General features: G+C 56.8%; 17 protein-coding genes. 12 read left to right on the top strand and 5 right to left on the bottom strand.

Going from position 1 to position 12,982, the window contains the following annotated elements:
• Positions 1 to 8: 8 nt before the first annotated feature.
• On the bottom strand, positions 9 to 647 hold the full coding sequence (locus DXD39_RS00475) for a DUF2975 domain-containing protein (RefSeq protein ID WP_117637056.1): 639 nt from the start codon (positions 645 to 647) through the stop codon (positions 9 to 11).
• A gap of 708 nt (positions 648 to 1,355) precedes the next feature.
• Between DXD39_RS00475 and DXD39_RS00480 the strand changes: the two genes are divergently transcribed.
• The 8 genes from DXD39_RS00480 (at position 1,356) to nagA (ending at position 8,050) form a co-directional block, all read left to right on the top strand.
• A complete protein-coding gene (locus tag DXD39_RS00480; RefSeq protein ID WP_117802811.1) occupies positions 1,356 to 1,799 on the top strand; it encodes a PTS sugar transporter subunit IIA in 444 nt (147 codons plus the stop codon).
• Positions 1,799 to 2,080, top strand: coding sequence for a preprotein translocase subunit YajC (gene yajC / locus DXD39_RS00485; protein WP_117583566.1), 282 nt, complete (start codon positions 1,799 to 1,801; stop codon positions 2,078 to 2,080). Before DXD39_RS00480 ends, yajC begins: the two co-directional genes overlap by 1 nt.
• A 36-nt stretch (positions 2,081 to 2,116) precedes the next feature.
• Positions 2,117 to 2,599, top strand: coding sequence for a PTS N-acetylgalactosamine transporter subunit IIB (agaV, locus tag DXD39_RS00490; protein WP_089572404.1), 483 nt, complete (start codon positions 2,117 to 2,119; stop codon positions 2,597 to 2,599).
• Between the two features lie 89 nt (positions 2,600 to 2,688).
• Positions 2,689 to 3,489: a PTS sugar transporter subunit IIC gene (locus DXD39_RS00495; RefSeq protein WP_117648359.1), complete on the top strand. Its 801-nt coding sequence runs from the start codon at positions 2,689 to 2,691 to the stop codon at positions 3,487 to 3,489.
• Complete coding sequence (locus DXD39_RS00500) at positions 3,479 to 4,561, top strand: PTS system mannose/fructose/sorbose family transporter subunit IID (RefSeq protein ID WP_117716287.1); 1,083 nt, start codon at positions 3,479 to 3,481, stop codon at positions 4,559 to 4,561. Before DXD39_RS00495 ends, DXD39_RS00500 begins: the two co-directional genes overlap by 11 nt.
• 186 nt (positions 4,562 to 4,747) lie before the next feature.
• Positions 4,748 to 5,479 (top strand): GntR family transcriptional regulator, encoded by a 732-nt coding sequence (locus DXD39_RS00505; protein WP_117802812.1) that lies wholly within the window; start codon positions 4,748 to 4,750, stop codon positions 5,477 to 5,479.
• Positions 5,480 to 5,593: 114 nt separating this feature from the next.
• Positions 5,594 to 6,760, top strand: a complete 1,167-nt coding sequence (locus DXD39_RS00510; protein ID WP_117797507.1) for an SIS domain-containing protein — start codon at positions 5,594 to 5,596, stop codon at positions 6,758 to 6,760.
• 120 nt (positions 6,761 to 6,880) lie between these two features.
• The gene (nagA, locus tag DXD39_RS00515) at positions 6,881 to 8,050 is read left to right on the top strand and encodes an N-acetylglucosamine-6-phosphate deacetylase (protein ID WP_117802813.1); all 1,170 of its coding nucleotides are present in this window, start codon (positions 6,881 to 6,883) and stop codon (positions 8,048 to 8,050) included.
• 75 nt (positions 8,051 to 8,125) lie between these two features.
• Here the strand turns inward: nagA and DXD39_RS00520 are convergent, their stop codons facing one another.
• Positions 8,126 to 8,710, bottom strand: a complete 585-nt coding sequence (locus DXD39_RS00520) for a flavodoxin domain-containing protein (protein ID WP_233541065.1) — start codon at positions 8,708 to 8,710, stop codon at positions 8,126 to 8,128.
• Between the two features lie 156 nt (positions 8,711 to 8,866).
• Here DXD39_RS00520 and DXD39_RS00525 point away from each other — a divergent pair, with 156 nt between their 5' ends.
• From DXD39_RS00525 to DXD39_RS00540, 4 genes are read left to right on the top strand one after another with little or no spacing between them, the layout of a single operon-like run.
• Positions 8,867 to 9,748 carry an aldose 1-epimerase family protein gene (locus DXD39_RS00525; protein WP_117736082.1) on the top strand — a complete coding sequence of 294 codons (882 nt, stop codon included), beginning with the start codon at positions 8,867 to 8,869 and terminating at the stop codon, positions 9,746 to 9,748.
• Positions 9,749 to 9,807: 59 nt separating this feature from the next.
• A complete protein-coding gene (locus tag DXD39_RS00530; RefSeq protein WP_117802815.1) occupies positions 9,808 to 10,743 on the top strand; it encodes a hexose kinase in 936 nt (311 codons plus the stop codon).
• A gap of 27 nt (positions 10,744 to 10,770) precedes the next feature.
• Complete coding sequence (locus DXD39_RS00535) at positions 10,771 to 10,908, top strand: hypothetical protein (protein ID WP_199412179.1); 138 nt, start codon at positions 10,771 to 10,773, stop codon at positions 10,906 to 10,908.
• 32 nt (positions 10,909 to 10,940) lie between these two features.
• On the top strand, positions 10,941 to 11,414 hold the full coding sequence (locus DXD39_RS00540; protein ID WP_117743267.1) for a YhcH/YjgK/YiaL family protein: 474 nt from the start codon (positions 10,941 to 10,943) through the stop codon (positions 11,412 to 11,414).
• Positions 11,415 to 11,549: 135 nt separating this feature from the next.
• Here the strand turns inward: DXD39_RS00540 and DXD39_RS00545 are convergent, their stop codons facing one another.
• The 3 genes from DXD39_RS00545 to DXD39_RS10115 all read right to left on the bottom strand — a co-directional run bounded on the left by DXD39_RS00545 (position 11,550) and on the right by DXD39_RS10115 (position 12,902).
• The gene (locus tag DXD39_RS00545; protein WP_117766459.1) at positions 11,550 to 11,915 is read right to left on the bottom strand and encodes a hypothetical protein; all 366 of its coding nucleotides are present in this window, start codon (positions 11,913 to 11,915) and stop codon (positions 11,550 to 11,552) included.
• Positions 11,916 to 11,929: 14 nt separating this feature from the next.
• Positions 11,930 to 12,439: a hypothetical protein gene (locus DXD39_RS00550; RefSeq protein ID WP_117802816.1), complete on the bottom strand. Its 510-nt coding sequence runs from the start codon at positions 12,437 to 12,439 to the stop codon at positions 11,930 to 11,932.
• A gap of 304 nt (positions 12,440 to 12,743) precedes the next feature.
• Positions 12,744 to 12,902: a hypothetical protein gene (locus tag DXD39_RS10115; RefSeq protein ID WP_158565369.1), complete on the bottom strand. Its 159-nt coding sequence runs from the start codon at positions 12,900 to 12,902 to the stop codon at positions 12,744 to 12,746.
• Positions 12,903 to 12,982 lie beyond the last annotated feature (80 nt).

Consider the following 12,982-nt stretch of genomic DNA (forward strand, 5'->3'; position numbering starts at 1 on the left):
GATTCCCCCTAGAGCAACTCGTCATCTTGTTTTTGCAGGATACACCCGTACTGGAAGATGCTAGCAATCAGGCTAATAATTAGGCCTGCAAAGAGCATAGAGAGGTCGAGATGCTGCCCGCCAAGTGCATCCGTAAAGCTGCCGCCAAATCCTGAGAGTATCAGCCCTGTGACTATGGCACCAAAAAGTTTCACGGCGGCGCCGCCGATAAGGAACAAATGTCCTATTTGACGTAGTATGCGGATGCATTCGAGGTCAAAGGGCCTGCCCGCCTTTTCAATGGCGGAGAAAAACCTGTATGCGCTTAGCGCGATGGCAAGCGCGAGGCATGCCATCATGCCGCTCCCTATGGCAGTATGACCGTCGTGCGCGACAAGCATAAGAGGAGTCTGTTCATTGGTGCCGACGAGAGCGAGAATTGGCCCTTCGCTAGCCTCAAGCTCTACGGATTGGAGACAGAACCCTTGGGAGAGGCTAGGCAATATGAGTAGATCGTAGATTGCAATGACTGCGAGGAGTCCCAGAGCGAGCGCCACGATGGTGCAGATTGTGCCCCATTTGCAGTAGCGAGTGAGCTTCCTCAGTTTGGCTATTGCCTGTTCACGGTCGATGGCTTCATTCGATTTGGATACGTTCCAGCGGATCATAGCTCCTCCAACCAATGTCTTGGATGATACTTGTATCTTATATTATACTTAATGATAAACGATAAACAATTACAGATTAGAGTAAGAGTAAGTAATGTTTGTGAGACGAATAGCGAGAGCTTGTGGCATATTTAGGGAGTGAGAGTTTGGCACGTGGGGGATGGACGAGTATCTAAATATCCTGCAACCGCGCAAGTGCTTCATCGGGTCTCCCTAATTCATCCGGGAAAACGGCCGTAAACGATTGCAAATAACCGGTGAACGGTCGAAAACTACCGTTCACCGATAATATCGAAACTGGTTCTTACTGGTATTAAGTCAAAAAGACCAATTCACAAATCTTCACAATGACCTGCAATTTTTCTACACGCCATTTTTAGCCACCCTGCGTTGTTTAGACACAAAAAAAGTTCCAATCTTTCGTCAAATCATTTCGAAACGGTTTCAAAACCGCAGGTAGAAGTGTTAATGAGCGGTAAACGGTCGATTTTTCACCGTGAACGGTGCAAAAACGTTTTACTGTATGAATCAACGAAAGCAACCTCTTCTGTGGTGATATAGTGACAACAACACGTCACGTGGTTACTACCAGTTAAGAAACCACTGGTCTTTAAAGAACGCTTTCCAAGAAGCTTTAAGGGCACTCGCCCGCTGGCTTCCGAACATCATCGGACTCAGATCGTACACACCTTCGGAAGGGAAATTTGAATGGTTGGCTTTATTCTTACCGGTCATGGACAGTTCGCACCCGGCCTTGCAAGCGCTATCGCTATGGTTGCCGGCGACCAACCCGCTTTTACCGTCGTTCCTTTCGAGGGCGACCAGGCTGCTTCCTACGGTGAGGATCTCCGCGCCGCTATTACCGCCATGCGCGAGGAGTGCGATGGCGTGCTCGTCTTTACCGACCTGCTTGGCGGCACCCCGTTCAACCAGGCAATGATGATTGCCCAGGATGTCGACAACGTTGAGATTCTGACCGGCACTAACCTTCCCATGGTTATTGAGCTTCTGTTCCTCCGCGGCAATGCCACGCTCGCCGAGCTTGGCGAGCAGGCCGTGACCGTTGGCCAGACGGGCGTCACCGCCCAGACGGTCGCATCCGTTGCCAGCTCCGAGGATGAGGATATCTTCGGCGACGAGGACGGCATCTAATGGCCGATTTCGGAGCCAGCGTCCTGAGCTCCTCGGTTGCTCTTTTAGGCCTGCTTGTCATCATGGGCTTGATTTACACCATCTGGTCGCAAATCAACATGAAGAAGAAACAGAAGTACTTCAAAGAGCTACACACCGAGCTCAAGCCGGGTCAGGAGGTTCTTTTCGCCGGCGGTATCTACGGAACCGTCAAGGGCATCGAAGGCGAGAAGGTCCAGATTAAAGTCCGATCCGGTGCCGTCGTAGATGTTTCGCGTTACGCGATTCAGGAGATTAAGTAACTGTCGTCAGCAATCAACGAAAGGAAGCTGATCAACATGGCAGAACCCAACATTCTTCTTACCCGCATCGATAACCGACTGGTTCATGGTCAGGTCGCAACCCAGTGGAACTCCACCCTGGGCTCCAACCTCATCCTCGTCGCCAACGACGATGTGTCGACCAACACCATGCGTCAGAACCTCATGAAGATGGCCGCTCCCGCCGGCGTCGCTACGCGTTTCTTCTCCCTGCAGAAGACCATCGACGTCATTGGCAAGGCGAGCCCGCGCCAGAAGATCTTCATCGTGGCCGAAACACCGGAAGACGTGCTTACGCTCGTCAAGGGCGGTGTGCCTATAAAGAAGGTAAACATCGGCAACATGCACATGTCGGAAGGAAAGCGCCAAGTCGCCACCTCCGTCGCAGTTAACGACGAGGATGTCGCTGCGTTTAAAGAGCTGCAGGAATTGGGGGTGGAGTTGGAGATCAGGCGCGTTCCGAGCACGCCTGTTGAGGATACGAGCAAGCTCTTCTCGTAATCCTCGTGATCCACGTTGTCAGGAGTGAAACCCTGACATTCTGTACGTGAACCAAAAGTGCGTACATACATTTTGAAAGGAGGAGCAAGATGGAATTCTCGATCATTCAGGTCGCACTGGTCTTCGTTGTTACGTTCATCGCGGCAATCGACCAGTTCAACTTCCTCGAGTCTCTCTATCAGCCCATCGTCACCGGCGCCGTCATCGGTCTTATCCTTGGCGACCTCAACACCGGTCTTCTCGTGGGTGGTACCTATCAGCTCATGACGATCGGCAACATGCCGATCGGAGGCGCTCAGCCGCCTAACGCCGTCATCGGCGGCATCATGGCAGCCATTCTCGCTATCGCTACGAAGCTCGAGCCCAACGCGGCAGTCGGCCTCGCCATTCCGTTCGCTCTGCTTGGCCAGCTTGGTGTTACCCTGGTCTTCACGCTTATGTCCCCGCTTATGTCCTCGGCCGATAACATGGCTCACAACGCGGACACCAAGGGCATCGAGCGCCTGAACTACTTCGCCATGACCCTGCTCGGCCTGATCTTCGCTATCGTCGTCACGCTGTTCTTCATCGCTGGCGCCACCATCGGTGCGACCATCGCCGCCGCCATTCCGGATTGGCTGCAGACCGGTCTCTCCGCTGCAGGCGGCATGATGCGCTTCGTCGGCTTCGCCGTCCTGCTCAAGGTTATGATGAACCGCGATATGTGGGGCTTCTTCCTCATGGGCTTTGGCCTCGCGCTCATCACCGTTGCCAACGATTCTCTGGCAACCCCTGCTCTGCTCATCCTCGCTCTCATCGGCTTCGGCATCGCCTTCTGGGACTTCCAGCAGCAGACCGAGCTGAAGGGTGCAGCTGTTTCTGACGGAGGTGACTTCGAAGATGGCATCTAATGAGTATGTGATCCCGGAGCACTACGAGGATCTCACTCCTGCTCCGCAGCTCGACCAGAAGACCCTCAACAAGATGGCTTGGCGCTCCTGCTTCCTGCAGGCCTCGTTCAACTACGAGCGTATGCAGGCCGCTGGCTGGCTCTACTCCATCATCCCCGGTCTGGAGAAGATCCACACCAACAAGAACGACCTCGCGGCTTCCATGAGCCACAACCTGGAGTTCTTCAACACTCACCCGTTCCTCGTCACCTTTGTTATGGGTATCGTGCTTTCGCTCGAGCAGAACAAGGTTGACATCCCCACGATCCGCGCCGTCCGCGTCGCCGCAATGGGCCCGCTCGGTGGTATCGGTGACGCCCTGTTCTGGCTGACGCTCGTGCCTATCACGGCCGGCATCACCTCCAACATGGCTATCAACGGTAACGCCGCTGCGCCGCTGATCTTCCTGGTGATCTTCAACGTCGTCCAGTTCGCTCTGCGCTTCTGGCTCATGAACTGGTCCTACAAGCTTGGCACCAGCGCTATTGACGCTCTGACCGCCAACATGCAGGCCTTTACGCGTGCCGCTTCCATCATGGGCGTCTTCGTCGTCGGTTGCCTGGTCGTCACCATGGGTGGCACCCAGATCAACCTCCAGATCCCCAACGGCACCACCCGCGGCATTGCTGCCCACACGGTTGTCGTCTCCGAGGAGGAGGCCGAGAACTTTACCGGCCTGGAGGGTATTGATACCGAGACCGCTGAGGCTGGCACCATGGCCATGACCGATGCCGACGGTAACGCTCTTACCGCTTCCGATGCCGACGGCAACGCTGTCGAGTGCGGCGTCACCGATCTGGGCAACGGCATGGCGTCCGTTACCTACGGTACCGTCACCGAGGATCCGGTCAACTTCTCCGTTGCCGACACCCTCAACACCATCGTCCCGAAGCTCGTCCCGCTTATGCTTACGCTGCTGCTTTACTACATGTTCGCTAAGCACAGCTGGACCCCGACCAAGGGCATTCTCCTGCTCTTCGTCCTGGGCATCCTGGGCGCTGGCCCGCTTGGTCTCTGGCCGAGCATCTGGTAAGGCTCTAGCTTGAGGGGTGTGTCCCTACGCGGCTCACACCCCGACCCCTTAAGCCATGTGTATGTTAAAAGCCGCGTGCTCGAAAGAGCGCGCGGCTTTTGTTTTCTTAATGATTCGGGTGTTGCGGACCGATAATGCTTAACACCCAAGGTAGTTAGCCGAGTTCGAGCAAAAAGGGAGGATAGAATGACGATCGGAGCGCGCAAACAGCCCCTATACGATCAGCTGGTCGATATTCTGACCGAAAAGATTGACCATGAATATCATGCCGGTGACATGATTCCTTCCGAGCGCGAATTATCGGAGCGCTATGGTCTCTCGCGCACCACAGTGCGCCTGGCCCTGCAGGAGTTGGAACGCTTGGGGCTGGTGGTTCGGCAGCACGGTCGCGGCACCTTTGTGACCGACCGTTCGGCAAAGGTAACCAATCTTACGCAGTCCTACAGCTTTACCGAGCAGATGCGTGCGATGGGTCGCGAACCAGAGACCACGATTCTCGATTTTTGCGAGATGGAGGCCGATAAGAATCTGGCCGAGCATATGGGGTGCCGCATCGGCGACCGTATCTTTAAGCTCAAGCGCCTTCGTTCCGCCGACAACATGCCCATGATGGTCGAGCGCAGCTATCTGCCGGTGCGTAAGTTCTTGTCGCTCAAGCGTCCGCTCTTGGAGCGTAAACCGCTCTACGATGTGATTGAGCAAGATTTCCAACAAAAGATACGCGTGGCCGAAGAGGAGTTCTATGCGAGCATAGCCCGTCCCACCGACGCTCACCTTTTGGGAATCGTCGAGGGCTCGCCAGTGCTCGATTTGGTCAGGACTACGTATAACGAGTCAAACGAGGTTGTGGAGTATACGCTCTCGGTTGCTCGTGCCGACCAGTTTAAGTACAAGGTTTATCACCAGCGCAACGATTAATGATGCACTTGTTTCGTTGTGTTGATTCTTTGCAGTCAACTGGTTACTACCAGATAACCAACTGAAGTGTATAATTGCACGTCAGAGGATTACTTCTAGAGAGAGGTATTAGAAATGTTCGAGAAGAGTGTCGAGGAGCTCACCGAGCTCGGCGCCCAGATCACCACGGCCGAGATTGCTCAGCAGCCCGAGCTTTGGCGTGATACGCTCAACATCTATCGCGAGAACAAGGAGGCCATCGAGGCCTTTCTGGCTGAGGCTCGCGCTATGGGCGAGGGCCGTCTGTCCGTTGTCTTCACCGGTGCCGGTACGTCCGACTATGTTGGCGATACCTGCGCCCCGTACCTGCGTCACGCTGGCAACACTGATCTCTACGACTTTAAGCCCATCGCCACGACCGATATCGTGAGCGCCCCGCGCGACTTCCTGCGCGCCGAGGATCCCACGCTCGTGGTTTCCTTTGCCCGCTCTGGCAACAGCCCCGAGAGCCTTGCCGCCGTCGCCGTTGCCAAGGAGCTCGTCCACAACGTCAAGTTCCTCAACATCACCTGCGCTCCCGAGGGCAAGCTCGCTGTCGAGTCCGCTGATGACCCCAATGCGCTGACGCTGCTCATCCCGCGCGCCAACGACAAGGGCTTCGCCATGACCGGTTCCTACACCTGCATGACCCTGCTCTCTACCCTCATCTTTGACGAGGCTTCCGACGAGCAGAAGGCCGAGTGGGTCGAGACCATCGCCAAGATGGGCGAGGAGGTCATCGCTCGCGAGTCCGAGGTTGCCGATTACCTGGCTGGCGACTTCAACCGCGTGACCTACTTGGGTTCCGGCTCCTTCGGTGGCCTTGCCCAGGAGAGCCAGCTCAAGATCCTCGAGCTCGCTCACGGTCTGGTCGCTACTTCCTACGACACCTCTATGGGTTATCGTCACGGACCCAAGTCCTTCGTCGACGACAAGACCCTCGTGTTCGTGTTCGTCAACAACGATGCCTACACCCGTCAGTACGATATCGACATCCTCAACGAGATCGGTGGCGACGAGATCGCTCAGCACACCGTTGCCGTTCAGCAGGATGGCGCTACCGTCTACGAGGGCGAGTCCTTCACCTTTAAGGGCTATGAGGCACTCCCCGAGGGCTACCTTGCCCTGCCGTTCGTGATGTTTGCCCAGGCCATCAGCCTGCTCAACTCCGTGCGCGTGGGCAACACGCCCGATACGCCGAGCCCCACCGGCACGGTCAACCGCGTGGTTAAGGGCGTGACGATTCACCCCTTCACCGCTTAATCGCGTCCCCCCCTGTAAGGGCGCCCGTCCGCTCATAACGGCGGGCGGGCGCTTTTTGTTTTCACTTGGACCGGGTATAAGCATCACCACAGTCAACTGCTTTAGAAGCAAGGAGTGCATATGAGCACGTACGCAATTAAGGCTGACAAGTTCTTCTTGCCGGCAGGTCCGCAGCTGGGCGGCTATCTTATGGTCGAGGATGGCGTCTTTGGCGCCTGGCAGGCCGACGAGCCCTCTTGCGAGATCAAGGACTACACGGGATCGTGGATCGCACCGGGTATGGTTGATACCCACATCCATGGCTTCTACAACCACTCAACTACCGATAACGACCCCGAGGGTATCGATATCAGCTCGACTGAGCTCGCCCGTCGCGGTACCACCAGCTGGCTACCCACGACGTTCACCGATGGCGTCGAGCAGATCAAGGACGCCTGCGCCGCCATCGCTCAGGCGGACGAGGGTCGCGGCCCCGACTTCTGCGGTGCTCGCATTCAGGGCATCTACCTGGAGGGCCCCTTCTTTACCATGAAGCACGTGGGCGCGCAGAACCCCGCTTATCTTATCGATCCCTCCGAGGAGGTCTTTGATCAGTGGCAGGAGGCTGCGGGCGGTCGCATCGTTAAGAGCGCCATGGCGGCCGAGCGCGACGGTGCCGCTGCTTATGCGGCTGCTCTGAACGCCAAGGGTGTGGTGACCAGCATCGGTCACTCCGACGCCACCTACGATGAGTGCATCGCCGCCATCAACGCCGGTGCCAGCTGCTTTACGCATACCTATAACGGCCAGCGCGGGCTGCATCACCGTGAGCCCGGTGTCGTGGGTGCTGCTATGTCCACGTCCGAGACCTACGCCGAGATCATCTGTGACGGCAAGCACGTAAACCCTGCCGCCATCAAGGCGCTGCTGCAGGCCAAGGGCTGGCAGCACACGGTACTCATCACCGACTGCCTGGGTTGCGGCGGCATGCCCGAGGGCAGCTACACCAGTGGTGGCATGGACGTCATCATGAAGGACAACCTGTGCTGGCTCGCCGACGGCAAGAGCATTGCCGGCTCGGTGCTCACGCTTGCCCAGGGTGTCAAGAACATCGTCGACTGGGGCATCGCCAGCGCCGATATCGCCATTCGCATGGCAACCGAGGTGCCGGCACGCTCCGCGCGCATCGAGGATAAGTGCGGCAGTATCATGCCGGGTCGTGACGCCGACTTTGTCGTGTTCGACCACGAGCTCACCCTCGTCGAGACGTATGTTGGCGGCCAGAGCGTCGGCAACGCCTTTACCGAGTAACGATAGAAAAAGACGGCGGGCCCGAATCTGCTCGGACCCGCCGTATGGGTTAAACGCTCAAAAGCACCTTCACAGTTACAGCTTGTTAGCGATCTTCTTTGCCGTGCGCTTAACGCCGGCCACCAGGCCTCCTGCAGGATGCTCCTTTTCGTAGGCTAGACGCTTCTCGCGCTTGGCGTACTCTTCGACGATGATGTCGCCATACTCGTCTTCGATTTTGTCGAAGAAATCGACGGCTCCCTTAATCTCTTCGGCAGTTGGGTGTCCCTTCTGGACGCCGCCGGCGAGCTTGAACGGCCCCCACGTATCAAAGCCGGGGCAGCCGTAGACACCCATAAAGATGGCCTGCCTCATGCGGCAGATGCCATCGATATCCTTGCCGTACCACTTGTTTTTGCCACCATAGGTCATAAGGCCAAATACCTTGTCCTGCGGCTGCAGCACGTTCGTGAGCACACGTGCCATGTCCTTGTCGATTTCGGAGTAATAGATGCCCGTGGCGACGCCGATCAGATGGTATTCGTGCAGGTCGGGGTAGTCGTTTTTACCGAGTGACTTCACGTCGAGGGTATCGATTTCGGGGTGCGCCTCGACGATGGCGTCCACGAGCTTTTTCGTATTGCCGTGGTGGCGTGAGGCATAAAGGATGATGGTTCGCATAAGAAGGCCTTTCAGCTGTAATTGCATCAATGTCTGTATGGTACCCCGTTGCATGGCTGGGATACCGGACGCATCGATGAACGTGCGGGTTTGTCCTTTGGTCAGGGCCGAGACGGGTTCTTGCGAGCAAAAAGCAGTTGTTCGAAAGGATGGACAATGGAATACGCTCTCTCCAACGATTCGATTTCTATCAAGGTCTCCACGGCCGGCGGCTCGTTTACCTCGATTGAGGCTGGAGGTCGCGAGTACCTGTGGCAGGGTGATCCCGCCGTGTGGTCCGGCCAGGCACCGATTTGCTTCCCGATTTGCGGAGGCCTGCGTGATGGTAGCGCCATGACGTTTGCCGGGCATCACGTGAAGCTCGCTCGCCACGGGTTTGCGCGCAAACAGGAGTGGAAGCTGCTGAGCCAGAGCGAGAACGAGCTGGCGATGTGCCTGGCTTCGGAGGATAACGCCGCGCTGCTGAGCGATTATCCGTACCCGTTTAAGCTTGTCGCTCGTTATGCGCTTGAGGGGGATACCGTGCGCGTCTCCTATGAGGTGACCAACGAGGGCACCGAGGACATGCCGTTCTTTATCGGTGGACACCCCGGCTTTAGGTGCCCGCTCGACGAGGGCGAGGCCTATACGGACTACGAGCTGCGCTTTGAGAAAGACGAGGCTGCGGAGCTCTGCACCGCCGTTCCCTCGACTGGATTGATTGACGTGGCAAACCGCTCCAAGAACCCCATGGTGGGAAAGACGCTGCCCCTGTCGCACGAGCTCTTCGATTTTGCGGAGACCATCTTTGACGTGCTCGAGAGCCGACAGGTCACGCTTTCCAAAAAGGGCGAGGACAAGGGCGTTCGCCTGAGCTTTGAGGGCTTCCCGTATCTCATTGTGTGGAGTAAGCCCGAGGGCGATTTTGTGGCAGTTGAGCCCTGGGGCGGCCTTTCGACCTGCTCCGATGAGGATGACGTGCTTGAGCATAAGCGCGGCTGCCTTGTCGCCAAGCCCAAGGAGACCGTCGTTCGCTCGTTCACGATTGAAATTCTGTAATTCCGTTTTGTCGACTCGTATCGCGAGGCACAAGGAGCCTGCGAGATAAGGAGCTAAAAATGATCCTCACCGTTACGATGAACCCGTCTGTCGATACGCGCTATCAGCTCGATGAGCTCGTTATCGACGACGTCAACCGTGTGACGCCCGAAAAGACCGCCGGCGGCAAGGGCCTCAACGTGGCCCGTGTGCTGGGTCAGCTGGGCGACGACGTCGTGGCAACCGGTCTGCTCGGCGGCCACATGGGCGCTTACATGGCCGAGCTCATGGACGCCAACGGTATTAACAACGACTTTGTGCCCATCAAGGGCGAGACCCGCATCTGCCTCAATATCCTTCATGCCGGCAACCAGACCGAGCTGCTCGAGAGCGGCCCGACAATTGCCCCCGAGGAGCTCGATGCCTTTACCGCCAAGTTTACCGAGCTTGCGAGCAAGGCCGACGTCGTCACCATCTCGGGTTCGCTGCCCCGTGGTGTCGAGGCAGACTACTATGCCAAGATCACGGGCATTGCCGAGAACGCCGGTGCCAAGGTGCTGCTCGATACCTCGGGTGCTTCGCTCGAGGCCGCCCTTAAGTCCGAAATAAAGCCCGAGCTGGTCAAGCCTAACCTGACCGAGATCAACGGCCTTTTGGGTACGAGCTTTACCACCGACGATGTGGACGAGCTCCGCGCCGCGCTCGCCTCTGATGCCCGCTTCTCCGATATCCCCTGGGTCGTCGTGTCCATGGGCGCTGCCGGCTCCGTTGGCTTCCACAATGGCCGTGCGTTCCGCGCAAAGACGCCCGATATCCCTGCCGTTAACGCCACGGGCTCTGGTGACTCCACTATCGCTGGCTTCGCGCATGCCATTGCTGCTGGCGCGGACGACGAGACGGTGCTGCGTACCGCCAACACCTGCGGCAAGCTCAATGCCATGGATCCCATGACCGGCCATCTGGTCATGGACCGTTGGGACGAGGTCTACAACGGCGTTGTCGTGACCGAGCTGTAAAAGCCTGGGCGTTGGCCCCGGCATTGCTTGCTAGCTCATGTCGACGACAAGTGCGGTAGCATTATGCTGGGGCGCGACGCCGAGTTTGTCGTGTTCAATCCCGACCTTACCCTGGTCGAGGCGTATGTGGGTGGCAACAGCGTCGGTAACGCGTTTGCCGAGTAGCCGCCAAAGAAGCGATCCGAGAGGGGATTTAGATGATTTACGGTGCATTGGGCGATATCGAGGAGTACCGCGGAATGCTCAAGGGCCTCGACGTGCTGATCGACTGGCTCGAGGAGAACGACCCGGCGCAGCTCGAGGTCGGCAGCCATCCGATTCTGGGCGACAAGGTCTATGCGAACGTCATGGCTCCCACGACGCGTCCCGAGGCCGAGGCTCACTATGAGACGCATCAGCGCTATCACGACCTGCAGATCGATGTCGAGGGTCGCGAGGCCTTTAAGGTTGCCACGGGCAGCCTAACGCTGGTCCAGGAATTTGACGAGAAGGACGACTACGATCTGGTCGATTCCGACGCCTCGATCGCCGGCGATCTTGCTGACGACAAGTTTGCGCTGTTCGTTGCCGGCGAGCCCCACATGCCCACGCTTGAGTTCCCGGGCGATGGCGCACAGCCGGTCAAGAAGATTTGCTTTAAGCTGCTTGCAGATGCTTACTGGGAGGAGTAGCGAACTGCTCGGTTGAGCTGTTCGTCTGATGGCGTGATTCCCCTAGGGAAATCACGCTAGGACCCCGCCAAACGTGCTTTCCCTAGGGGAATCACGTTTGGCGGGGTTTTCGGTTTTTGAATAGGGAAGCATCATTTATTTGCGAAGAACATCGGCTAGCCGCAGGATTGAAATCATCGACCGATAAGTGAGTTCCACTTTTTCGCCCGCAAGCAGTCGTTTCGAGCCAATCTCATCTAGCCCCACAAGCCGAGAAAACAGCGGGCCGCTCATCGTGCCCTCGTCAATTGATTCCCTTATGGTCTTCAAAACGTCCGTATCATGAAGGGATGCCGAGCTGTAGGGGGCAACACGAGCGGAACTCTCAATTAACGACGAGACAAAAGGATGGAGATGCTTTGGACATAGTCCATCAAACACCACATCCCCATTGTCGTTCGAGCCGACCAGGCGCCAAGTATAGTGATCGACCCAGTCATCTCCGTCATATATGGCGTTCATGAGCAACTTCCCGTCTAGAGAGAGAAACCTATTTGGACATCGGGGCGCAAGACCGCAATCCATATCGGGCCTCCAGCAGCTCCAACCCAACGCGCCACATAGGTTCCCTTTCGTACATGTGTATCAATCTGCCCCGAAATGCCGGTGAATGCAATTCCAGACCCGTTTGTCGGATAGCAATCGACGTATTTTTGTTTTCCGCTCACAACCTTGTATAGATATATCGTTCCAGCAAAAGAGAAGGGATCGTTCGCAATTTTGTCCGGAAGAACTTGCCACCTCAAAATCCCGCTACCAATATGGTCAAGCTTGACCGTTCCGCCGTCCCCCTCAAAAGTGGCAAGGGGATTTACCCCAGACTGAGAGTCGGCATCGCCCTCCTTAGCAGTTATCAGCAGGCTGCCCGTATAAGACTGCTGAGGCTCACCTTCAGGACAGGCAGCCTCGGCCCAAGAAGGGCCACTCAGGCAGAACAGTCCGAGCAGCATCATTACCAACAAAAGAAAACCCTTAGTTCTTTTCATCTCTATCCCCAACGTCTCTCGACATTTGTATATCGTGACTATTTTAGATCTATATGGCCAATTCGAGCCCTCGCCATGGCATTTGTTGCACTGGGTTTCTTTTCATTAATTTTTCACTTTGGTAAATCCCCGCCCCTAAGCATTAAACCCGAAGTCCACCGAGTGGGCGAAAGTAAAAGAGGGTCGAACCAGAAGCAGTTCCCGGACAATTGGCGTCCGGCCAGACACTTCGGTTCGACCCTTTCTTTCAGGATTCTGTAACAGCTGATTGAACTGCAGCGCGCTAGGGCAGGACAGTTCAAAGCTAGCGAGGCGTGTCGTCGCGAGCGTAATCGCCACGGTCGACGACGCGGTCGTCCAGCTGCCGCGGCACAGCGCCACCGCCGTGCGCCTGGCCCGCGGCGCGACAGAAGGAGACGCTGTTGGGGCCGATGGGCCAAGACCGTTGCCGACCAAGTGCCATTAGCGTTCATTAGCACATGTCAAGCCCGTCTGATTCTGTGGGTATAGGGCGGCATTTCACTGAGGTTGGAAACTCCCGCA

It is taken from the genome of Collinsella sp. TM04-29 (assembly GCF_003466565.1).
Classification (GTDB): domain Bacteria; phylum Actinomycetota; class Coriobacteriia; order Coriobacteriales; family Coriobacteriaceae; genus Collinsella.